This is a genomic window from Candidatus Izemoplasmatales bacterium (genome assembly GCA_041649275.1).
In the GTDB taxonomy this organism is placed as follows: domain Bacteria; phylum Bacillota_I; class Bacilli_A; order Izemoplasmatales; family Hujiaoplasmataceae; genus UBA12489.
The window spans coordinates 1-21,344 of the sequence record JBAZNL010000013.1 but is presented as its reverse complement, the minus strand read 5'-3'; the positions used below and the strand labels follow the sequence as shown (position 1 = coordinate 21,344).

Below are 21,344 nucleotides of genomic sequence, written 5' to 3'. Positions count from 1 at the left end.
GATCGCCGCCGGAAGGAGGGACACCATGGAGCAGAAGATACCCCAGAACATCGAAGCCGAACAGGCGGTGCTCGGATCGGTCTTTTTCGAGCAGTCGTCGCTCAAGGCCATCGTCGACAAGCTGAACGACGAGGATTTCTACGCACCGGTCCACCGCGTCATCTTCCAGACCATGAAGGAACTCTTCCAGGAGCACGTGGCGATCGACTACACGACCCTCAAGGACCGCCTCGAGAGCAAGAACCTGCTCGCGAAGGCGGGCGGCGTCGAATACGTCGTCGGCCTCGTCGAGGCCGTGCCGTCCACGGCCAACCTGATCAACTACATCAACATCGTCAAGGACAAGTCCGTCCTGCGCAAGATCCAGGACGCCTGCCGCAACATCGTCGAGGACTCCTACGCCGTTGAGAACGCCCCCGAGTTCATCGACGACGTCGAGACCAGGATCGTGAACATCACGAAGGAGAAGCGCACCACCGACTTCAAGAACGTCGGCGAGGTCGCCGGCATCCTGATGGGGAAGATCGCGGAGCAGTCGCAGGTGAAGTCGACGGTCACCGGCCTCGACACCCGCTACCACGAGCTGAACCGCTACACCCTCGGTCTCCAGAAGTCCGACCTGCTCATCATCGCCGCCCGCCCGTCGATGGGCAAGACGGCGTTCGCGCTCAACATCGCGCTCAACGTCGCGAAGCAGGAGAACCATCCGAACGTCGCCTTCTTCTCGCTCGAAATGGGCGTCGACCAGCTCGTCATGCGTCTGCTTTCGTGCCAGGCCCAGGTCGACAACTTCAAGCTCCGCCAGGGCAACCTGACGAACCAGGAGTGGGAGAAGCTGCAGTTCGCCGTCACCTCGCTCTCCGACCTCAACCTCTTCTTCGACGACTCGGGCACCGTCAAGGTCACCGACCTGCGCTCGAAGTGCCGCAAGCTCGCCGCCGAGGACAAGCTCGAGCTCGTCGTCGTCGACTACCTCCAGCTGCTTTCCGGTTCCCAGGCCAACCAGGGCAACCGCGTCCAGGAAGTCTCCGAGATCAGCCGCGTCCTGAAGGAAGTCGCCCGCGAACTGAAGGTTCCCGTGATCGCCCTGTCGCAGCTGTCCCGCAACGTCGAGAACCGTCCCGACAAGCATCCGGTCATGGCCGACCTCCGCGAATCGGGATCGATCGAACAGGACGCCGACATCGTCATGTTCCTCTACCGCGACGACTATTATATGAAGGAAGAGTCGACGAAGAAGAACGTCGTCGACATCTCGATCGCCAAGAACCGTTCCGGTACGATCGGCGATTTCCAGCTCCTGTTCAACCGCAACATGTCCACCTTCAGCAACATGTCCCAGACGTCCGCCGAAGCCTACGCGAGAGAACAGTCGAAACTGGACTAAGGTCCCGACTGTTTTTTCTTTGAAAGACCACCCCGCATTGGAGGGATCCCCATGATCCAGGAACGACTCGAACAGATCGAACGACGCTATCTCGCCATCGGCGAGCTTTTGCTCGACCCGGCGGTCTCGACCGACATCCGCCAGCTGACGGCGCTCGCGAAGGAACAGCGCGCGCTCGAGAAGATCGTCGTCGTCTACCGGAGCTACCGCACCCTCGCCGCCGAGATCGAAGACCTCCGGGGGATGGTCCGCGAGGACGATCCGGAGATCCGGGCGATGGCCGAGGCCGAGCTCGAGAGCGCCGTTCCCATGGCCGCCGCGTACGAGGAGAAGCTGAAGACGCTGTTGATTCCGAAGGATCCCGCCGACGAGAAGAACGTGATCGTCGAGATCCGCGGCGCCGCCGGCGGCGACGAGGCCAACATCTTCGCGGGCGACCTCTTCCGGATGTACGTCAAGTACGCCGAGGGCAAGGGCTGGAAGGTCGAGGTCCTGAACGCCGAGGCCTCCGAGGCCGGCGGCTACTCGCAGATCGAGTTCATGGTTTCGGGCGATTCGGTCTACTCGCTCCTCAAGTACGAGTCCGGCGTCCACCGCGTCCAGCGCGTCCCCGCCACCGAGGCGGCGGGCCGGATCCACACCTCGACCGCGACCGTTCTCGCCCTCCCCGAGGCCGAGGAACTCGACTTCGAGATCGACCCGGCCGACGTCCGCGTCGACACCTTCTGTTCGTCGGGTCCCGGCGGCCAGTCGGTCAACACGACCAAGTCGGCGGTGCGCCTCACCTACATGCCCACCGGTCTGATCGTCCAGTGCCAGGACGGCAAGTCCCAGCACGAGAACAAGGCGTCCGCCTACCGCATCCTGCGGTCGCGCCTCTACGACCTCGCGATGCAGGAGAAGCTCGAACGCGAGGGCGAGGAGCGCAAGTCCAAGATCGGCACCGGCGACCGCTCCGAGAAGGTCCGCACCTACAACTATCCGCAGAACCGCGTCACCGACCACAGGATCAACTTCACGATCCAGCAGCTCGACCGCGTCATGGAGGGCAGGCTCGATCCGGTGATCGAGGCGCTGATCGAGGAAGCGGAGCGCCGCAAGCTCCAGAAGACGGAGGAATGACCTTGGCCACCTACCAGGACGTCCTCCGCGCCGCCGAGAAGACGGCGCGGTCGCATCGCCTCGAAGCGTCCGCCGTCAAGCTCCTGCTCCTTCATTTCGCCGGTCTCTCGCCAACGGAGCTCTATACCTCGCTTGACCGCGAGATGCCCGAGGAGAACCGGATCGCCTTCGCGCGCGCCGTCGACCGGCACGTCCTCGAACACGTTCCCGTGCAGTACCTCGTCGGCCACGTGTGGTTCTACGGCTACAGGTTCCTCGTCGACGACCGCGTCCTGATCCCGCGCTTCGAGACCGAGGAGCTCGTCGCCAACGTCCTCGTCCAGTACGACGAGACCTTCCATGGAAAGCCCGTCGACCTCGTCGACGTCGGCACCGGCTCGGGCTGTCTTGCGATCGCCCTCGCCAAGGAGGAGCCGCAGATCCGCGCGACCGCGACCGACATCAGCGAGGAGGCGCTCGCCGTCGCGAAGGAGAACGCCGAGGCAAACGACGCGGACATCGAGTTCCTCGCCGGCGACATGCTTTCGCCGCTTCAGGGCAGGAAGTTCGACGTCCTCGTCTCCAATCCGCCCTACATCCCGGCGGGCGAGGAACTCTCGCCGGTGATCGCCGGACACGAACCCGACGTCGCCCTCTACGGCGGCGACGACGGCCTCAAGTTCTACCGGATCATCCTCGCCGGCGCCGCCAAGATCCTGAATCCGACTTCCTTCATCGCCTTCGAGCACGGCTACGACAAGGCCGCCGCGCTCCGCGAAATCGCCCGCATCCACTTTCCTTCCGCGCGCATCTACACGCTCGCGGACATGCAGGGGCGAGACCGCATGACATTCATCGTGAACGGATGAATGTCGTGTTTTTTTTCAAAATCTTTTGGTTGACATCCTCACACGATAAGGGCATAATGGTATATTGAAACGGGGTCCTAAGCCATGGCAGACAAACTCGTCATCGTCGAATCGCCGAGCAAATCGAAGACGATCGAACAGTATCTGGGAAAAGAATATACCGTCAGATCCTCCAAGGGACACGTCCGCGACCTCGCGATCAAGGGCGCCGGCGGGCTCGGCATCGACGTCGAGCACGACTTCAAGCCCGAGTACGAAGTGATCGCCGAGAAGCGCGCGATCGTGAAGGAACTGAACGACGCCAGCCGTACTGCGAAGGAAATCTACCTTGCGACCGACCCGGACCGCGAGGGAGAGGCGATCAGCTGGCATCTCTCGCAGGTGATCGAGACGAAGAAGAAGCTCGTCAAGCGCGTCATCTTCAACGAGATCACGAAACCGGCCATCCTCGAGGCCTTCGCCCATCCGATCGACATCGACGACCGTCTCGTCGCCTCGCAGGAATCCCGCCGGATCATCGACCGCATCATCGGCTTCAAGCTCTCGAAGCTCCTCCAGAGCAAGATCAAGTCGAAGTCGGCCGGGCGCGTCCAGAGCGCCGCGCTCAAGCTCGTCGTCGATCGCGAGAAGGTCGTCGCCGCCTTCGTCCCCGAGGAATACCACGAGGTCTATGCCAAGTTTCCGACCTTCACCGCTCAGCTCGCCAAACTGGATGGGAAGAACGCGAAGCTGCCGGACGGCGCGTCCGCCGCGAAGGCGATCGCCTCGCTCCCCCGCGCCTTCGCCGTCGCCTCGCGCGAGAAACGGCCGAAGCACGTCGAATCGAAGCCGCCGTTCATCACCTCGACCCTCCAGCAGGACGCCTCCAACCGCCTCGGCTTCACCTCCTCGAAGACGATGCAGATCGCGCAACGGCTCTATGAAGGCGTGAACATCGGCGCCGAGAGCGTCGGTCTGATCACCTACATGCGCACCGACTCGATCCGTCTGTCGGCCCAGTTCGTCGAGCAGGCTTCCGCCTGCATCGCCGCGAACTACGGGAAGAACTACCTCGGCGGCAGCCGCAAGGCCGGTCCCAAGAACGGCGTCCAGGACGCCCACGAGGCGATCCGTCCGACCGATCCCTGCCGGACCCCCGAAAGCCTCAAGGGTCTCCTTCCCAAGGACGACCTGGCCCTCTATCAGATGATCTACGCCCGGGCGATCGCCTCGCTCATGAAGCCGACGATCCTCGAGGTCGAGACGCTTCTGCTCGACGCCGGACCCGCGCTCTTCCGGGCGGTCTCGTCGAAGCAGGTGTTCGACGGCTACCTCAAGGTCTACGGCCGGTTCGAGACCGACGACGAGGAAAGCGCCGGCCAGTTCCCGGACTGCGTCGCCGGCGACACCCTCGTCCCCGACGAGGTCACCTCGAAGCAGTGCTTCACCCAGCCGCCGCTCCGCTATAACGAAGCCCGGCTGATCAAGGAGATGGAGGATCTCGGCATCGGCCGCCCGTCCACATACGCCCAGACGATCACGACCCTCAAGGACCGCAAGTACGTGACCCTCGTCGAGAAGAAGTTCGTCCCGACCGAGCAGGGGACGATCACGATCGACCAGCTCGACCGCTACTTCGGCGAGTTCGTCGGCGCGAACTACACCCGCGAGATGGAGGACGTCCTCGACAAGATCGCCGACGGCACGGCCGCGCAGCTTTCCGCGATCCGCGACTTCTACGCCTATTTCGAACCGCTCTACGAACATGCCCGCGTCCACATGGAGAAGCTCGCACCGCGCGAGACCGGCGAGACCTGTCCGCGCTGCGGGAAGCCGATGGTCTTCCGCCAGGGCCGCTTCGGCGCCTTCGAGGGCTGCGGCGACTATCCCAACTGCGACTACATCAAGCCGCGTCCCGGCGCCGAAGCCCCCAAGCCGAAGGCCGAGGACACCCATGTCCGCTGCCCGCAGTGCAACCGGGGCACGCTCGTCGTCCGCGTCGCCACCAAGGGACCGAACAAGGGCAACCGCTTCTTCGCCTGCGGCAACTACCCGAAGTGCAGGTACATCGCCCCCGTCAAGGACGCCGGGCGTCCCTGCCCCCGCTGCGGCAAGCCGCTCGTCAAGGACGAGGCGGGCGTCGTCCGCTGCATCGACGCCGAGAAGTGCGGCTTCATCCAGAACGACTGATCGCGATCCGCTCCTTCGGGGGCGGATTTTCCTTTCCGCTTTTCCGATGATTTCAGGTTCCATATGATATAATGTTTCTGCACAGGCAGGTGATTCCATGGGCATCTTCGCGAAACTCTTCGGCACGCGCGAGACGCGGCTCCAGAAACAGAAATACAAGATCGGCATGGCGAAGACGCGCGGCGGATCGCTTGCGAACCTGAAGGCCGCGCTGACCCAGGCGAACAGGATCGACGAGGCGCTCTACGACCGCCTCGAGGAGATCTTCATCATGGCCGACATCGGCGTCGACACCGTCGTCAAGTTCACCGCGGCGCTCAGGGCCGAGGTGAAGAAGCGCGCGATCGAACGGCCGCGCGACCTCGAGAACGTGATCGTCGACAAGATGTTCGAACTCTACCTGCAGGGCCAGATCGTCGACGCCAACATCCGATACGTCGAGGGCGGCCTCACCGTCATCCTCGTCGTCGGCGTGAACGGCACCGGCAAGACGACCTCGATCGGGAAACTCGCGTACCGGATCAAACACGAAGGAAAGAAGGTCCTGCTCGCGGCCGCCGACACGTTCCGCGCCGGCGCGATCGAGCAGCTTTCGATCTGGGGAGAACGGGCCGGCTGTCCGGTCGTCTCCAAGGGCGAGGGCGCGGATCCCTCCGCGGTCGTCTTCGACGCGATCCGAAGGGCGCGCGCCGAAGGCTACGACGTCCTTCTCGTCGACACCGCCGGGCGCCTCCAGAACAAGGTGAACCTGATGAAGGAACTCGAGAAGATCGACCGCACGATCCGGCGCGAACTGCCGGGGACGCCGTTTGAGACGTTCCTCGTCGTCGACGCCACGACCGGCCAGAACGGCCTTGCGCAGGCGAAGGTCTTCCACGAGGCGACCGGGGTCACCGGCATCGTCCTCACCAAGCTCGACGGCACCGCCAAGGGCGGGATCGTGCTCGCGATCCGCGACGAACTCGGGATTCCGATCCGCTTCGTCGGTCTCGGCGAGAAGATCGAAGACCTCGACTACTTCGACGTCGAGGGATACATCTACGGGCTGTTCGCCGATTTCTTCGACCAGGAGTGATCCGATGGAAAACGCATTCGACGAGAAGATCCGGATCAACGGACTCTACGACGCCTACGGCCTCCTGCTCACGGAGAAGCAGCGCCGTACGATGGAATACTATTACCGCGACGACTACTCGCTGTCCGAAATCGCCGCCCTGTCGGGCGTGAGCCGCACCGCGGTCCACGAACTGATCAGGGTCGCGGTCGGGCATCTCGAGGACTACGAGGCCGCGCTCGGCGTCGTGCGGATGCGAACCCGCGCGGAAGACATGAAGCGCCGGCTCGAGGAGCTCGGCGTGAAGGACGCCGCGCTCGCGCGGCTCTTCGAAGAATTCGACAAGACGGAGTGAAACCATGGCATTCGAGAACCTGACATCGAAACTGCAGATGACCTTCCGGCGGATCGCCGGCAAGGCCCAGCTGAACGAGCGCGACATCGACGAGATGATGAAGGAGGTCCGCCTCTCCCTGCTCGAGGCGGACGTCAACTACAAGGTCGTCAAGGACTTCACCGACGAGGTGAGGGAACTCGCCCTCGGAGAACGGATCCTGAAGGGCCTGAATCCCGGCCAGCAGGTCGTCAAGGTCGTCAACGACGAACTCGTGAAGCTGATGGGCGGCGACACCGCCCTTGTCAACTTCACCTCGACGCGGCCGTACACGGTCGTGATGATGGTCGGCCTCCAGGGCGCCGGCAAGACCACCACCGCCGGCAAGCTCGCCGGCTTCCTGCGCAAGAACCACGCGAAGAAGCCGCTCCTCGTCGCCGCCGACGTCTACCGTCCGGCGGCCGTCGACCAGCTCGTGACGGTCGGCGGGAAGCTCGAGATCCCGGTCTTCGAGATGGGGACCGGCACCGACCCGCGCGAGATCGTGAAGCGCGCCCTGAAACACGCCGAGGCCGAAGGCTTCGACCTCGTCGTGATCGACACCGCCGGTCGCCTGCACGTGAACGAGACGCTCATGGACGAGCTCGTCGACCTCAAGAAGATCGCGAAGCCCGAGGAGATCCTGCTCACCGTCGACGCGATGACCGGCCAGGACGCCGTCAACGTCGCCACGGCCTTCCATGCGGCCCTCGAGGTCACCGGCTGCGTCCTCACCAAGCTCGACGGCGACACCCGCGGCGGCGCCGCGCTCTCGATCCGCAAGGTCACCGGCGTCCCGATCAAGTTCTCCGGCACCGGCGAGAAGCTCACCGACATCGAGACCTTCCATCCCGAGCGGATGGCCTCGCGCATCCTCGGGATGGGCGACGTGCTCTCGCTCATCGAGAAGGCGACGGAGGAGATCGACGAAGCCGAGGCGATGTCGATGATGGAGAAGATGATGTCGGGGAAGTTCAACTTCGACGACCTCCTGAAGCAGATGCGGATGATCAAGCGCATGGGCGCGTTCTCCGGGATCCTGAAGATGCTTCCGGGTATGGGGGCGCTCGCCGACTCGCCCAAGGTCGATGACAAGCAGCTCGCCTACATCGAGGCGATCATCCATTCGATGACCCTCGCGGAGCGCAGGAACCCCGAACTGCTCGAACGCTCGAGTTCGCGGCGCAACCGCGTCGCCTCCGGCTCCGGCCGAAGCACGACCGAGGTCAACCGCCTCATCGGGATGCTCGACAAGCAGCGCCAGATGATGAAGCGCATGTCCCAGATGAACCCCGAGACCGTCGAGAAGGCGCAGTCGGGGATGCTTCCGGGGCTCGGCGGCACGATCCGCCAGACGCCCGGCAAGGGCAAGGGCAAGGGCGGATTCCGGATATGATGGACGATCGGGAGGCGATCTTCGCCCGCATATCCCGACGGAGTTACCGTCCCGATCCGCTCGATGCGGCGACCGACGCGAAGATTTGCGACCTCGTCGCCGCAGCCGACCGCGACGGCGGCCTGTTTCTCGCCTACGTCAAGGATCGGCCGGACCTCTTCGGCGGAATCAGGAAGACCTATGGCCTGCTTTCCGGGGTCCGGAACTTCATCGTCCTCGCCGGAGCGGAAAGCGACCCCGACGCCGCCGAGAAGTGCGGCTATTTCGGCGAACGCGTCGTCCTCGAGCTGACGAAGCTCGGTCTCGGCACCTGCTGGGTCGGCGGATCGTTCGACCGCGGGCGCGTCGGGGAGCTCCTGGCTCCCGGGAGGACCCTCTTCGGGGTCATCACCCTCGGGAAGGTCGACGCCGCTTTTTCCCCCCGCGAGCGGCTCGTCCGCTTCTCGACCCATCTCCGCGCAAGCGGCGAAGGACGGTTCCACCGGACCGACGGCACCGAACCCGACTGGTTCTTCGAGGCGGTCGCGCGGCTCGCGCTCGCACCGTCCGCGGTCAACCGCCGGCCGGTCTTCCTGAACGTCGAACACGGTGTCGTGCGCGCCGTCCTCAGGATCCGCGACGCCTTCACCCCGATCGACCTCGGGATCGCCAAGTTCCACGTCGCCACTGCTTTTCCCGACGGCGTCTGGGAATGGGGCGACGGCGGTCGATTCCTGAATCCCTGAAATGAAATGAGCGACCTTCCGCGGAAGGTCGCTCATTCTGTTCGATGGTCTCAGGCGGGGATGCCGAGGAATTCGGAGAGGAAGCGCACGACGCCGTTGTCGATCGGATCGTAGGGGACGATCCGGGCGGCGATCCGGAGGAGATCCGGATGGCTGCCCCGCATCGCCGCGCCGACGCCGGCGTAGGCGATCATCTCGAGGTCGTTGTGGCCGTCGCCGATCGCGATCACGCGGTCGGGCGGCACGCCGAGCCATTCGGCGACGTATTTCAGACCCTTGCCCTTGTTGGATTCGGGGGTGTAGATCTCGACGATCGAGTCGTACTCGCCGGAGAGGTTCCAGACGCGGGCGAGGACGAGACCTTCGTAGCGGTTCTTCACGTACGTCTCGATCGCCTTGCCGGTGCCGGGCTTCCCGATGATGATGAAGCCGTTCGGATCCTGCGTGAGGATGTCGCGGAGCGGTCCGACGAAGAGGCGCGAGTCGGGGGTGCGGTGCAGGAGCGGCTCGATCGCCGTCTCCTCGCGGTAGAGGTAGATCGTGTCCCGGACTTCGGAGAAGGCGTTGCGGATGTGCTCGAGGTTGTGGTCGAAGATGTCGATGATCCATTCCTTCCGGAGGGTGTAGTCGACGATCGGGAAGGACGCATCGAGCGGATGGGTGATGAGACCGCCGTTGTAGTTGATGATCGGCGTGTCGAGGCCGAAACGCTCGTAGACGAAGCGGCTGCTCCGGTAGGGCCGCCCGGTCGCGATCACGATCCGGTGGCCGGCGGACCGGACCTTGCGCATGAACGCGCAAACGGACTCGTCGAGCGAGTCGAAGTCGTAGAGCAACGTTCCGTCGAGGTCGAGAGCGATCAGATACTTGTCCATGGTTTCACCTTTGTCTTATTATCTCACAAAGGCGGGGCGGATGCAAACGTTACATGAGTTTGATTTTCAGGGGTGGATAGGGTATAATCTTCACGATGGGAAGGTGTCCGAAGATGATGATCCAGACCGTTTCGCAAGTCTTCCTGGCAGCGCTGTGGCCCCCCGATTTCCGTGCCGTCTTCTATTTTCTGACCGGCACCGTTTTCGGCTTCACGCTCTGCAGCCTTTCGATCGCCGCGATCTTCCTCGGCCGCGAGAAGAAGCGCGACAAGGCGCGCGTCGCCGCCGGCGCCGTGCTCACCGACGCCGAGGTCAAGGCGCTCATCAGGAAGAAGCAGGACCTGCTTCCCGAACTCGCCGGCGCCGCCGGCAACTCGTGGTTCCGCGCCGCCTTCGAGTCCTCCGTCGAACTGATGTACGAGATCGCCGCGCACTACTATCCCGACAAGCGCTATCCGATCTACGAACTGACCCCGCAGGAACTCATCGACCTCGACCGCTACGTCGTAAGCGAGATCGAGAAGATCCTGAACGGCAAGATCGTCCGCCGCTTCAAGCGGTACCGGATCTCGACCATCGTCGAGATCGTGAACCGGAAGAAGCAGCTCGACGACCTCAAGTTCATGAAGATGAACAAGCAGTACCAGATCTCGAAGATCCTCGGCACCGTCTCGACGATCATGCATGCGGCCAACCCCGTCACCTGGATCAAGAAGGCGGCGATCAAGCCGCTTACCGAATACGTCACGCGGGAAGCCGCGAAGCAGGTCGTCGCGATCGTCGGCAAAGAGGTCGACAAGCTCTACAGCCGCAAGATGTTCGCGCCCGCGGACGACGCCGCCAAGGTCGAGGCCGCGATCGAAGAAGCCGCCGCGGACGCCGAAGGCGAGCTGCCGGCGGAACCCGATAGCCCCGCGCAGAAGGAGGGATGATCATGCTGTTTCGGAAAAAACGCGTCCTGGAACGGATCGTCCCCGGCGTCGAACGGACGCCGGACACCCGCACCTTCTTCATCCCCAAGATCGCCGACCTCGAGGACAAGGAGACGATGAAGCGCCGCTTCGTCTCGCCGATCTTCGGCAAGCAGGTGAAGGACGACGTCGTCGTCCCGCACGACCGCTCCCAGTCCGGCGACATCGACAAGAAGTACGACGCCTTCCGCACCAAGAAGGTGCTCACCAAGGAAGAGGCCAAGAAGCGCTACGGCGATTCCTACTACGAGTTTCAGACCATCAACAACGCCGACAAGCATCGCCTCCTGAAGGGCGAGATCACCCCCGAATACCTCGCCGCCCGCAAGAAGGAGGCCATCGCCGAGGAAGCGGCGCCGACGCCGGCGCCCGCCCCCGAGGAACACGTCTCGATCGACGCCTTCTTCAGCGCCGTGAACAAGCCCAGGACGGACGATCCGTACGCCGGACCGGACGCTCCCGAGGACTTCACGATGGAACATCCCGAAGGCGACCTCGGCGCCGACCGCTTCGGTCCGATCGACGAGGAGGAGCAGGACCACGTCCTCTTCCCCGAACCCGGCAGAGCCGAACCGGAATCCGCACCCGCGGCTCCGGATTCACGGGAACCGATCGTCCCGATCTTTGCGGACGAACGTCCCGCAACCGCCGATGACGCGCGCGCCGAGAAGGCGCGGGCGAGCGTCGTCACCGACTTCGACGACTTCCGCCTGCCGCCGCTCGCGATTTTGCGCAAGGCGCCGCCGAAGAAGGAGGGCACCGACGCCTGGATCGCGAGGAACATCGATACGATCAACCAGACCCTGATCGCCTTCGGCATCGCCGGATCGGTCGTCGCCCATACCAAGGGACCGTCGGTCACGCGCTACGAGATCGCCCTCGACGCCGGCGTCCAGACGAAGCGCATCACCGCCATCGCCGACAACTTCCAGATGAGCCTGCGCGCACTCTCGATCCGCATCGAGGCGCCGATTCCGGGCAAGAACACGGTCGGCATCGAAGTCCCGAACGAGATCCGCGAACCGGTCTATTTCGGCGACGTCGTCGACAACCCGAAGTTCATCCATTCGACCGACCCGCTCTTGCTCGCGATCGGTCTCGACATCGACGCCAATCCCGTCTACACCTCGATCGAGGGCATGCCCCACGGGCTCGTCGCCGGCAGCACCCAGTCGGGCAAGTCCGTCTGCATCGCCGCGATCATCGCAAGCCTCATCTTCCGGAACAAGCCCGACCAGGTGAAACTGCTCCTGATCGACCCGAAGAAGGTCGACCTCCAGCAGTTCGCCGACCTGCCGCACCTCGTCACGCCGATCATCGACGATCCCAAGCTCGCCGTCGAGGCCCTCAAGTGGGCCGTCGGCGAGATGGAACGCCGCTACGACGTCCTCAAGCATTTCCGCACCGTGAACGTGAAGGACTACTACGAGCGCCGTTCGAACGATCCAGAGTTCGAGAAGATGCCGCGACTCGTGGTCATCGTCGAGGAAGCCTCCGACCTGCTCATCAGCGGCGGTCCGGAGGTCGAGGAGAACGTCCTCAAGCTCACGCAGAAGTCACGCGCCGTCGGGATCCACCTGATCCTCGCCACCCAGCGCCCCTCCGCCGACATCCTCAAGGGTTCGATCAAGGCCAACATCCCCACCCGCTTCGCCTTCAAGGTCCCGTCCTCGACGGACTCGATGGTCGTGCTCGACACCACCGGCGCCGAGAAGCTCCTCGGCAAGGGCGACATGCTTCTGTCGGAGAACGGCCTGATCCGCCGCCTCCAGGGCGCGTTCCTCTCGACCGAGGAGATCGAATCGATCACCTCCTTCATCAAGGACCAGGCGTACCCGGCGTACCTCTTCACCCACGAATCGCTCGTCAAGAACGGCAAGGACGCGGAGAGCGCCGCCGAACTCGACGACCTCTTCGCTCCCGTGGCGCGCTTCGTCGTCACCGAGGAGAAGTGCTCCCTGAACAAGATCACCCAGGAATTCGCCGTGGGCTTCAACCGCGCCACCCAGATCGTCGCCTCGCTCGAACTCTACGGCATCGTCTCCGCCAACGTCGGCACGAAGCCGCGCGAAGTCATCGTCACCCCCCAGAAGCTCGAAGAGATCCTGGAGAAGCTGGGCCGCCGATGATCCCCGTCGAAAAGATCGAGGAACCGGTCCTCGAGCCTGTCGTCCCGGCGGAGACGCCGGTGCGTTCCGCCGCCGAGATCGCGCTGATCCGCAAGTCCGAGCGCAAGCTCGTCCGCTTCACCGTCGCCGCGGCGATCGTGATCGTGATCGCGATCCTGCGTCAGGGGCAGCGGCTCTTCCTCTTCAACTTCGCCGCGACGAACCTGAACGTGACCCCCACGAGCCTGTTCTTCAGCTATCTCACCTACGCCTTCCTCCTGTTCACCGCCGGATACGCGCTCTACTTCCTGAAGGCGGTGAGACGCCGCAAGACGGTCGATCCGGCCGCCGCGTCGTCGTCCTTCGAATCCTTCCGGAAGCAGTTCGACCTCTTCGACCTGCTCGCGGTGATCCCCTCGTTCCTCGCGGTGGTGGTCGTCGCGAACGCCTTCCTGATCTCGCCGGCGGTCGTCGACGGACCCTCGATGGAACCGACCTTCTACGAGAACGACGCCGTCCTCGTCTACCACGGTCCGGCGCTCGTCTACGAAGCCGACGACATCGTGATCCTCGCCCGCGAGGACAAGCTGCTCATCAAGCGCCTGATCGGCCTGCCGGGCGACCACGTCACGGTCTCCTCCGACGGCGTCTGGCTGAACGGCGATCTGATCGAGGCCGACGTCGCCGACTTCCACATCCCCCTCGACCAGGAGATCCCCGAAGGGTTCTGCTTCGTCCTCGGGGACAACCGTCCGCATTCCAACGACAGCCGCTACTTCGGGCTCGTCCCGACGGACGACCTGCTTGGCAAGGTCGTCGTCAAGATCGATTTGTTCTGATTCCATTTCCGCCCGAGGAGGCATGCATGAAACAGATCCAATGGTTCCCCGGGCACATGGCCAAGGCCAGGCGTCAGGTGGAGGAGAAACTCGGGCTCGTCGACATCGTCTTCGAGCTCCTCGACGCCCGCATCCCCTTCTCCTCCGCCAACCCGATGCTGTCCGACATCCTCAAGAACAAGCCCCGGCTCGTGATCCTGAACAAGGCCGACCTCGCCGATCCCGCCGCGGTCGCGGCCTGGATCGCGCTTTTTCGCGCGCAGGGAAAGGCCGCGATCGCGACCAACTCGCTCGAAGGCGATCCGAAGCCCGAGGTCATCCGCGCATCGCGGATCGTCCTGAAGGACGCCCTCGAACGCGAAGCCGAGCGCGGGATGAAGACCCGGCCGATCCGCGCCCTCGTCGTCGGGATCCCCAACGTCGGGAAGTCGCAGTTCATCAACCGCCTCGCCGGCCGCGCCGCCACCCAGACGGGCGACAAGCCCGGCGTCACGAAGGCCCAGCAGTACGTGCGCGTCGCCGACGAGCTCGAACTGCTCGACAATCCCGGGATTCTCTGGCCGAAGTTCGAGGATCCGTCCGTCGGCCTCCACCTCGCCCTCGTCGGTTCGATCAAGGACGACATCCTGCCGCTCGAAGAGGTCGTCCAGGGAGGCATCCGCTTCCTCTCCGCGACCTATCCCGGCGTCCTCGAGAAGCGCTACGGCATCGACAGGGTCGATCCCGAAGACTTCGTCGGCACGCTCGAAGCGATCGGCCGCCGCCGCGGCGCCCTCATCGCCGGCCACGGCGTCGACTACGAGCGCGTCATCCGTCTCTTCCTCCACGACCTCCGCAACCAGAAGTTCGGGCGCCTGACGCTCGAGCAGGCCCCCGTCGATGACCAAATACGACCATGAGCGTGCGCTCCATGCACGGGGCATCGCGCTGGTCGCCGGCGTCGACGAGGCCGGTCGCGGACCGCTCGCCGGTCCGGTCGCCGCGGGTGCGGTGATCCTCGATCCCGACGACCCGATCGACGGCATCGACGATTCCAAGAAGCTCTCGGCGAAGCGCCGCGAGGAACTCGCCGTCCAGATCAAACAGCGATCGCTCGCGTGGGCCGTCGCGATGGTCTCGGAAACCGAGATCGATTCCATCAACATCTACGAAGCCTCGCGCAAGGCGATGACCCTTGCCCTGGCGAAACTGTCGACCCATCCCGGCCACGTCCTCTCCGACGCGATGCCGCTTCCAGGAATCGGGATCGGCTTTACCGCGATCATCCACGGCGACGCTCTCTCGGACTCGATCGGGGCCGCCTCGATCCTCGCCAAGGTCGCAAGGGACGAATACATGGTCCGGATGGACGCGCTCCATCCGGGCTACGGCTTCGCCCGCCACAAGGGATACCCGACGCCCGAGCACCTCGCCGCGCTCGACCGCCTCGGGCCCTGCCCGATCCACCGCCGGACCTACGAACCGGTCCGCGCCGTCCTGCGCCGCCAGACGGCGCTCGACCTCTGAGAGGAGACGCCATGTCCACCATCCAAGCCGTCGTCTTCGACCTCGACGGAACCCTGCTCGACACGATCGACGACATCGCCGACTCGATGAACCGGACGCTTTCGCTGTTCGGTTTCCGAACATTCGACGTCCCGACCTACAAGCGCTTCGTCGGAAACGGCGTCGACATCCTCGTCGAACGCGTCCTTGCCGGCACCGGCGCCCCCGCCAAGACCCACGAGGCCGTCCGGCGCATGTATCTGAAGACCTACGCCGAATGGTCCCGGCGGAAGACCCGTCCCTACCGCGGGATCGTCGAGACCGTCGCCGCGCTCAAGGCCCGGGGCATCCGCGCCTGCGTCCTCTCCAACAAGCCCGACCCCGACACCCGCGCCGTGGTCGCGCACTACTTCGAGGAAGGCTCCTTCGCCTTCGTCGTCGGCCAGAAGCCGGGGATTCCGGTCAAGCCGGACCCGACCTCGGCGAACGCGATCGTCGCCGCCCTCGGCGTCCCGAAGGACGCGATCCTCTACGTCGGCGACACCGCGACCGACATGGAGACGGCGCAGAACGCCGGGCTCGAGTCGATCGGCGCGCTCTGGGGCTTCCGCGACGAAGAAGAACTCCGCCGCGGCGGCGCAAGCCGCGTCATCGCCCGTCCCGAGGAACTCCTCGATGCGATCGACCGGAGGGCGTCCGCATGATCCTCACCCTCGAAGAACTCCTGAAGACCGACCTCCGCGGGAAGACCGTGGTGTTCGAGACCGACACCGTGTACGGGCTCGGCTGCCTGCTTTCCGACCGCGAGGCGGTCGAACGCATCTACCGGATCAAGCACCGCGAACCGAACAAGCCGATGGCGATCCTGGCGGCGAACGCCGCCCAGGTCGCGCCGCTCGTGCTCGACTTTTCCCCCGCGGCGGACGTCGCCGCGAAATACTGGCCGGGGGCGCTCACGATCGTGCTCGCGAAGTCGCCCCTGGTCCCCGACTACGTCACGAGCGGCCTGTCGACCGTCGGGATCCGGATCCCGGATTCCCCCGTCGCCCGCGCCGTCCTCGAGCGCTTCGGCCCGATGGCGGTGACCTCGCTCAACCTCTCGAGCGAACCGTCGATCCTTTCCTGGGCCGACGCCGCGCGCTACGACGGCGTCGCCGACTACCTCGTGCAGGGGCCCGACCTGACGGGCGTCGCCTCGACGGTGTACGATCCCGTCCTCCGGAAGACCCTCCGCCAGGGCGCCGTCGTGATCGGCTGATCGAAAACGTCCCGTTGTTTTCCGCTTCGTTTCTGCTATAATGGTTGTGATGGTCGCGCGGACGGGTCCGTGCGCCCGGAAAGAGGTGCGAACATGAAGATCGCCATCGGTTCCGATCACGCCGGCTTCCCCTACAAGGAACCCGTCGCAAAACGGCTGAGGGAACGCGGGATCGACGTCGTCGACGTCGGCACCGACTCGACCGCATCCACCGACTATCCGCTCTACGCCTTCCGGGTCGCAAAGACGGTCGCGGCGAAGGAAGCCGACCTCGGCGTCCTGATCTGCGGCACCGGCGTGGGCATGTCGATCGCCGCCAACAAGGTGAAGGGGATCCGCGCCGCCGCGGTCCAGTCCGCCTTCGCGGCATCCGCCGTGCGCGAGCACAACGACGCCAACGTCCTCTGCGTCGGCTCCCGCACGAACACCCTCCCCGAGGTCCTTTCGTTTCTCGACGCCTGGCTCGACGCCGTACCGGCTTCGGGCGAACGGCACCGGAAACGCATCCAGATGATATCCGACTTCGAAGGGGGCAAATGACATGGGAAGACTGACGATCATCAACCATCCGCTGATCGAGCACAAGCTGGCGATCATCCGCAACAAGGCGACCGACACGAAGACGTTCCGCGAGAACGTGAACGAGATCGGCAGCCTCGTCACCTACGAGATCACCCGCGACCTCACGACCCGTCCGGTCGAGGTCGAGACGCCGATCACGAAGACGATCTGCCAGGTCCTGGCGAAGGAAGTCGTGATCGTGCCGATCCTGCGCGCCGGCCTCGGCATGGTCGACGGCATCCAGCTCGTGATCCCGACCGCGAAGATCGGCCACATCGGCCTCTACCGCGACGAGAAGACCCTGCTTCCGCACGAATACTACGTGAAGCTTCCGGACATCATCGCGACCGCGACGGTGCTCGTCGTCGATCCGATGCTCGCGACCGGCGGGTCCGCGATCGTGGCGATCAACCACATCAAGGCGCGCGGCGCGAAGGACATCCGCTTCGTCGGCCTCGTCGGCTGTCCCGAAGGGATCGCCGCGCTCCAGAAGGCGCACCCGGACGTGGACATCTACCTCGTCAAGCAGGACCTGCGGCTGAACGAGGTGGGCTACATCGTCCCCGGCCTCGGCGACTGCGGCGACCGCCTCTTCGGAACCCGCTGACAGACGGAAACGACATCTCGCATCGCCGGAAGCACAAGACTTCCGGCGATGTTCTTTTTCTGATTCGGAACAATCCCGGTCTTCATTGCTTTCAATCCGCGTAGAAGTGCTAATTTATTAGCAATTATTGACAAATATGAAAAAAAATGCTAATATTTAAGCACTATGGAAAACCATTTCGACATCAATCAATTCGTATCGGTGCGCACGGAACTCGCCGTCACTCGGGGGCTTTCGTCCCGTTTCGTCATGCGGCGGAAGGAAGCGGGACTGACGCAGAAGCAACTCAGCACGCGCTCCGGCGTCAGCTACGGTTCGATCCGGAGGTTCGAGTCGCAGGGGGAAATCTCGCTTGCGTCGCTTGTGAAGATCGGTTCGGCGATCGGTTGCCTTGAGGATTTCGAATCCTTGTTCGCACGACCCGTGATTCGGACACTGAGGAACTTGAAATGAACCTCGCCGACATCACGAAGCTGTTCGTCAGGTACAACGGCAGAAACGTCGGAATTCTGGCGGAACTCGCCGACCGTCGGATCGCGTTCCAGTACGACGAACGATGGGTCGCGGAAGGGTTCAGCATCTCGCCGTTCTCGCTCCCGCTCGGCGACCGCGTCTTCATCTCCGGATCGCGCCATTTCGACGGTTTGTACGGCGTCTTCCACGATGCGCTGCCCGACGGATGGGGGGAACTGCTCGTCCGACGGTACCTGCGATCGAAGGCGATCGAGTTCGACCGCCTGTCGCCGCTCGTCCGTCTGTCGCTCGTCGGTCAAAACGGACTCGGCGGCTTGTCCTTCGAGCCGAGTCGGGCTGTCCGCGGTGAATCGGAATGGAGCGATCTCGATCGTCTGGCCTCGGACATTCGCGCGCTCCTCGCGGAAAAGGACGGCGCCGTCGACCTCGATCGGCTCGTCCGCATGGGTGGATCGAGCGGCGGCGCGCGTCCGAAGGCGCATCTGCGCATCGATGGCGAAGACTGGATCGTCAAGTTTCCGTCGTCCATCGATTCCGCCGACATCGGTCTCGCGGAATTCGAGACGAACGAACTGGCGGAACGTGCCGGAATCCACGTGAACGAACACGCGCTGTTTCCGTCCGCGACCTGTCCGGGCTATTTCGGAGCGAAGCGTTTCGACCGGAGGAGAGAATCACGCATCCACATGGTTTCGCTCTCCTCGCTTCTGGAAACGTCGCACCGCATCCCGAACCTCGACTACGTCCACCTGTTTCAGGTCGCGCAGCAGATCTGCGTCGATCGGACAGACGTCGAGGAGGCCTACCGCAGGATGTGTTTCAACGTCCTGATCGGAAACAAGGACGATCACGGCAAGAACCACTCTTTCCTCTATGACGAGGAACGTGGAGGCTACCGCCTGTCGCCGGCATACGACCTGACCAGGACTCCCGACAAGGTCGAGCACGAGATGACCGTGAACGGAAAGGGGAACCCGACGGATGTCGATCTGACGGCGATCGCGGAGACCATGAAATTTTCGGTGAAGCGATGCGCCGACATCCTGAATCAAACGAAGGACGCCGTCATGTCCGGAATCGGACGACGACGGGAGTGAAACCGCGGGCGCGTTCCGGCATTCGAACCCGTTCGTGCGAAGGCTCCGGTTTACATTCGCGACCGGCGATGGTATAATCCTCGCGAACGGAGGGATCGACATGCATGCATCCATGAAGAACCGGGGGAGCGGCGCCTGATGCGCGGCTTCAAGATCGTGTCCGCCTATGCGGAGAAGAACGTGAAGCTGCCGGAACGGTCGACCGCCGGGTCGGCGGGATACGACATCGCCGCCGCCGAGGACACCGTGATCCCGCCGAAGGGGACGGCCGTCGTCCCGACCGGGATCAAGGCGTACATGCTGCCGGACGAGGTCCTGCAGGTCTACGCCCGCAGCTCGCTTTCCAAGAAGAAGGGGCTCATGCTCGCGAACTCCGTCGGCATCATCGACGCCGACTACTACGACAACGCCGACAACGAAGGCCACATCCAGCTGCACGTGTACAACTTCAGCGAAGCGCCGGTGACGCTTGCCAAGGGCGAGCGGTTCTGCCAGGGCGTGTTCCAGAAGTTCCTCGTCGTCGACGCCGAGGCGCCGGTGACGAACGTCCGCAGGGGCGGCCACGGATCGACGGGTTATTGACCCCGGCATGCGGATAATGCTTGCTTTCTCGGGGGATATTTGTTAAAATATTCACGCCGCAAAAAATACACACACCGACGAGCGATTCGCCCCGAGCCGGATGATTCCGGCGGCGATAGCGTTGACCTCGGTGGAGGCAAAATCAAACAAACAGGAGGATTCACAAAGCAATGGGCGTCATTTCCATGAAGAGCCTGCTCGAAGCAGGCGTGCATTTCGGACACCAGACGCGGCGTTGGAACCCGAAGATGGCCAAGTACATCTTCACGTCGCGCAACGGGATCCACATCATCGACCTGCAGAAGACCAGCGACTGCCTCGACATCGCCTACAAGGCCATGTTCGACATCGTCCAGAACGACGGCAAGGTCCTGTTCGTCGGTACCAAGAAGCAGTCCCAGGAACCGGTTCGCGACGAAGCGAAGCGGTCCAACCAGTACTACGTCGACAAGCGCTGGCTTGGCGGCACCCTCACCAACTTCAAGACCATCAAGAAGTCGATCAAGCGTCTGCAGGACCTCTACAAGATGGAAAAGGACGGCACCTTCGCGGTTCTGCCGAAGAAGGAAGTCATCGGCCTCCGCAAGGAGATGGAACGTCTCGAGAAGTTCCTCGGCGGCATCAAGGACATGAAGAACCTCCCGCAGGCGCTCTTCATCATCGACCCGCGCAAGGAAGCCAACGCGATCCTCGAAGCCCGCAAGCTCGGCATCCCCGTCTTCGGCATCGTCGACACCAACTGCGACCCCGACGACGTCGACTACATCATCCCCGCGAACGACGACGCCCTCCGCTCGGTCAAGCTGATCGTGACGAAGATGGCCGACTCGATCGTCGAAGCCCTCGGCGGCGCCGCCGGCGGCGTCGCTCCGGTCCTCGTCGAAGCCGCTCCGGAAGCGAAGCCCGCCGAACAGAAGCCCGTCGAAGCGAAACCCGTCGAAGCGAAGCCGATCGAGGCGAAGCCGGTCGCGGCCAAGCCCGCCCCGGCGCCCGCTCCCGCTCCCGCCCCCGCCCCGGCGCCCGCTCCGGCTCCGGCCGAAGACCTCGCGGCGAAGACCGTCAAGGAACTCCTCGAGATCGCCCGGACCCGCGGCGTCACGATCACCAAGGAAATGCGCAAGGCCGACATCCTCGCCGCGCTGAAATAACCCTGTTGGGGAGCTGGCGACAGCTCCCCTTTTTCAAGGAAAAACCGTCCGCGGATTGTGGACGGGAAGGATTTATGATAAACTAACTATAGAATTTCCAGGAGGAATCACGATGGACATCACTGCCAACATGGTCAAGGAACTGAGAGACAAGACCGGCGCCGGGATGATGGACTGCAAGAAGGCCCTCACCGCCGTCGATGGAGATATGACGAAAGCGATCGACTGGCTCCGTGAGAAGGGCATCGCCAAGGCCGAGAAGAAG

Annotated in this window: 22 protein-coding genes; 21 read left to right on the top strand and 1 reads right to left on the bottom strand. The window is 63.8% G+C overall.

Annotated elements, in window-relative coordinates:
- Positions 1-25 precede the first annotated feature (25 nt).
- The 8 genes from dnaB to WC509_07015 all read left to right on the top strand — a co-directional run bounded on the left by dnaB (position 26) and on the right by WC509_07015 (position 9,074).
- Positions 26-1,387, top strand: coding sequence for a replicative DNA helicase (gene dnaB, locus WC509_07050; GenBank protein MFA5007208.1), 1,362 nt, complete (start codon positions 26-28; stop codon positions 1,385-1,387).
- Between the two features lie 45 nt (positions 1,388-1,432).
- Positions 1,433-2,509: a peptide chain release factor 1 gene (gene prfA, locus WC509_07045; GenBank protein ID MFA5007207.1), complete on the top strand. Its 1,077-nt coding sequence runs from the start codon at positions 1,433-1,435 to the stop codon at positions 2,507-2,509.
- 2 nt (positions 2,510-2,511) lie between these two features.
- Positions 2,512-3,357, top strand: coding sequence for a peptide chain release factor N(5)-glutamine methyltransferase (gene prmC, locus WC509_07040; protein MFA5007206.1), 846 nt, complete (start codon positions 2,512-2,514; stop codon positions 3,355-3,357).
- Between the two features lie 84 nt (positions 3,358-3,441).
- Entirely contained in the window at positions 3,442-5,526 is a 2,085-nt protein-coding gene (gene topA / locus WC509_07035; protein MFA5007205.1) for a type I DNA topoisomerase, read from the top strand.
- A gap of 97 nt (positions 5,527-5,623) precedes the next feature.
- The gene (gene ftsY, locus WC509_07030) at positions 5,624-6,601 is read left to right on the top strand and encodes a signal recognition particle-docking protein FtsY (protein ID MFA5007204.1); all 978 of its coding nucleotides are present in this window, start codon (positions 5,624-5,626) and stop codon (positions 6,599-6,601) included.
- 4 nt (positions 6,602-6,605) lie between these two features.
- Positions 6,606-6,935, top strand: a complete 330-nt coding sequence (locus WC509_07025; GenBank protein ID MFA5007203.1) for a sigma factor-like helix-turn-helix DNA-binding protein — start codon at positions 6,606-6,608, stop codon at positions 6,933-6,935.
- Positions 6,936-6,939: 4 nt separating this feature from the next.
- Entirely contained in the window at positions 6,940-8,349 is a 1,410-nt protein-coding gene (gene ffh / locus WC509_07020; GenBank protein ID MFA5007202.1) for a signal recognition particle protein, read from the top strand.
- Positions 8,349-9,074, top strand: coding sequence for a nitroreductase family protein (locus tag WC509_07015; protein MFA5007201.1), 726 nt, complete (start codon positions 8,349-8,351; stop codon positions 9,072-9,074). Before ffh ends, WC509_07015 begins: the two co-directional genes overlap by 1 nt.
- A gap of 50 nt (positions 9,075-9,124) precedes the next feature.
- Here WC509_07015 and WC509_07010 read toward each other — a convergent pair whose 3' ends face one another.
- Complete coding sequence (locus tag WC509_07010) at positions 9,125-9,949, bottom strand: HAD hydrolase family protein (GenBank protein ID MFA5007200.1); 825 nt, start codon at positions 9,947-9,949, stop codon at positions 9,125-9,127.
- Positions 9,950-10,065: 116 nt separating this feature from the next.
- On the opposite strand from WC509_07010, the gene WC509_07005 reads away from it, so the two are divergent.
- The 13 genes from WC509_07005 to tsf form a co-directional block, all read left to right on the top strand.
- On the top strand, positions 10,066-10,881 hold the full coding sequence (locus tag WC509_07005; protein MFA5007199.1) for a hypothetical protein: 816 nt from the start codon (positions 10,066-10,068) through the stop codon (positions 10,879-10,881).
- A 2-nt stretch (positions 10,882-10,883) separates the two neighbouring features.
- Positions 10,884-13,049, top strand: coding sequence for a DNA translocase FtsK (locus WC509_07000; GenBank protein ID MFA5007198.1), 2,166 nt, complete (start codon positions 10,884-10,886; stop codon positions 13,047-13,049).
- Positions 13,046-13,867, top strand: coding sequence for a signal peptidase I (gene lepB, locus WC509_06995; GenBank protein ID MFA5007197.1), 822 nt, complete (start codon positions 13,046-13,048; stop codon positions 13,865-13,867). Before WC509_07000 ends, lepB begins: the two co-directional genes overlap by 4 nt.
- Positions 13,868-13,893: 26 nt before the next feature.
- Positions 13,894-14,766 carry a ribosome biogenesis GTPase YlqF gene (gene ylqF, locus WC509_06990; protein MFA5007196.1) on the top strand — a complete coding sequence of 291 codons (873 nt, stop codon included), beginning with the start codon at positions 13,894-13,896 and terminating at the stop codon, positions 14,764-14,766.
- Entirely contained in the window at positions 14,747-15,373 is a 627-nt protein-coding gene (locus WC509_06985; protein MFA5007195.1) for a ribonuclease HII, read from the top strand. Before ylqF ends, WC509_06985 begins: the two co-directional genes overlap by 20 nt.
- A gap of 11 nt (positions 15,374-15,384) precedes the next feature.
- Entirely contained in the window at positions 15,385-16,056 is a 672-nt protein-coding gene (locus WC509_06980) for an HAD family hydrolase (GenBank protein ID MFA5007194.1), read from the top strand.
- Positions 16,053-16,610: an L-threonylcarbamoyladenylate synthase gene (locus WC509_06975; protein ID MFA5007193.1), complete on the top strand. Its 558-nt coding sequence runs from the start codon at positions 16,053-16,055 to the stop codon at positions 16,608-16,610. The genes WC509_06980 and WC509_06975 overlap by 4 nt, the downstream gene beginning before the upstream one ends.
- A 93-nt stretch (positions 16,611-16,703) precedes the next feature.
- Positions 16,704-17,150, top strand: a complete 447-nt coding sequence (gene rpiB, locus WC509_06970) for a ribose 5-phosphate isomerase B (GenBank protein MFA5007192.1) — start codon at positions 16,704-16,706, stop codon at positions 17,148-17,150.
- Between the two features lies 1 nt (position 17,151).
- A complete protein-coding gene (upp, locus tag WC509_06965) occupies positions 17,152-17,778 on the top strand; it encodes a uracil phosphoribosyltransferase (GenBank protein ID MFA5007191.1) in 627 nt (208 codons plus the stop codon).
- A 449-nt stretch (positions 17,779-18,227) separates the two neighbouring features.
- Positions 18,228-19,349: a type II toxin-antitoxin system HipA family toxin gene (locus WC509_06960; protein MFA5007190.1), complete on the top strand. Its 1,122-nt coding sequence runs from the start codon at positions 18,228-18,230 to the stop codon at positions 19,347-19,349.
- Positions 19,350-19,487: 138 nt separating this feature from the next.
- Entirely contained in the window at positions 19,488-19,931 is a 444-nt protein-coding gene (gene dut / locus WC509_06955) for a dUTP diphosphatase (protein MFA5007189.1), read from the top strand.
- Between the two features lie 170 nt (positions 19,932-20,101).
- Positions 20,102-21,079 carry a 30S ribosomal protein S2 gene (gene rpsB / locus WC509_06950; protein ID MFA5007188.1) on the top strand — a complete coding sequence of 326 codons (978 nt, stop codon included), beginning with the start codon at positions 20,102-20,104 and terminating at the stop codon, positions 21,077-21,079.
- A gap of 112 nt (positions 21,080-21,191) precedes the next feature.
- Positions 21,192-21,344 (top strand): elongation factor Ts (gene tsf / locus WC509_06945; protein MFA5007187.1); only part of this gene is annotated, 153 nt, incomplete at its 3' end.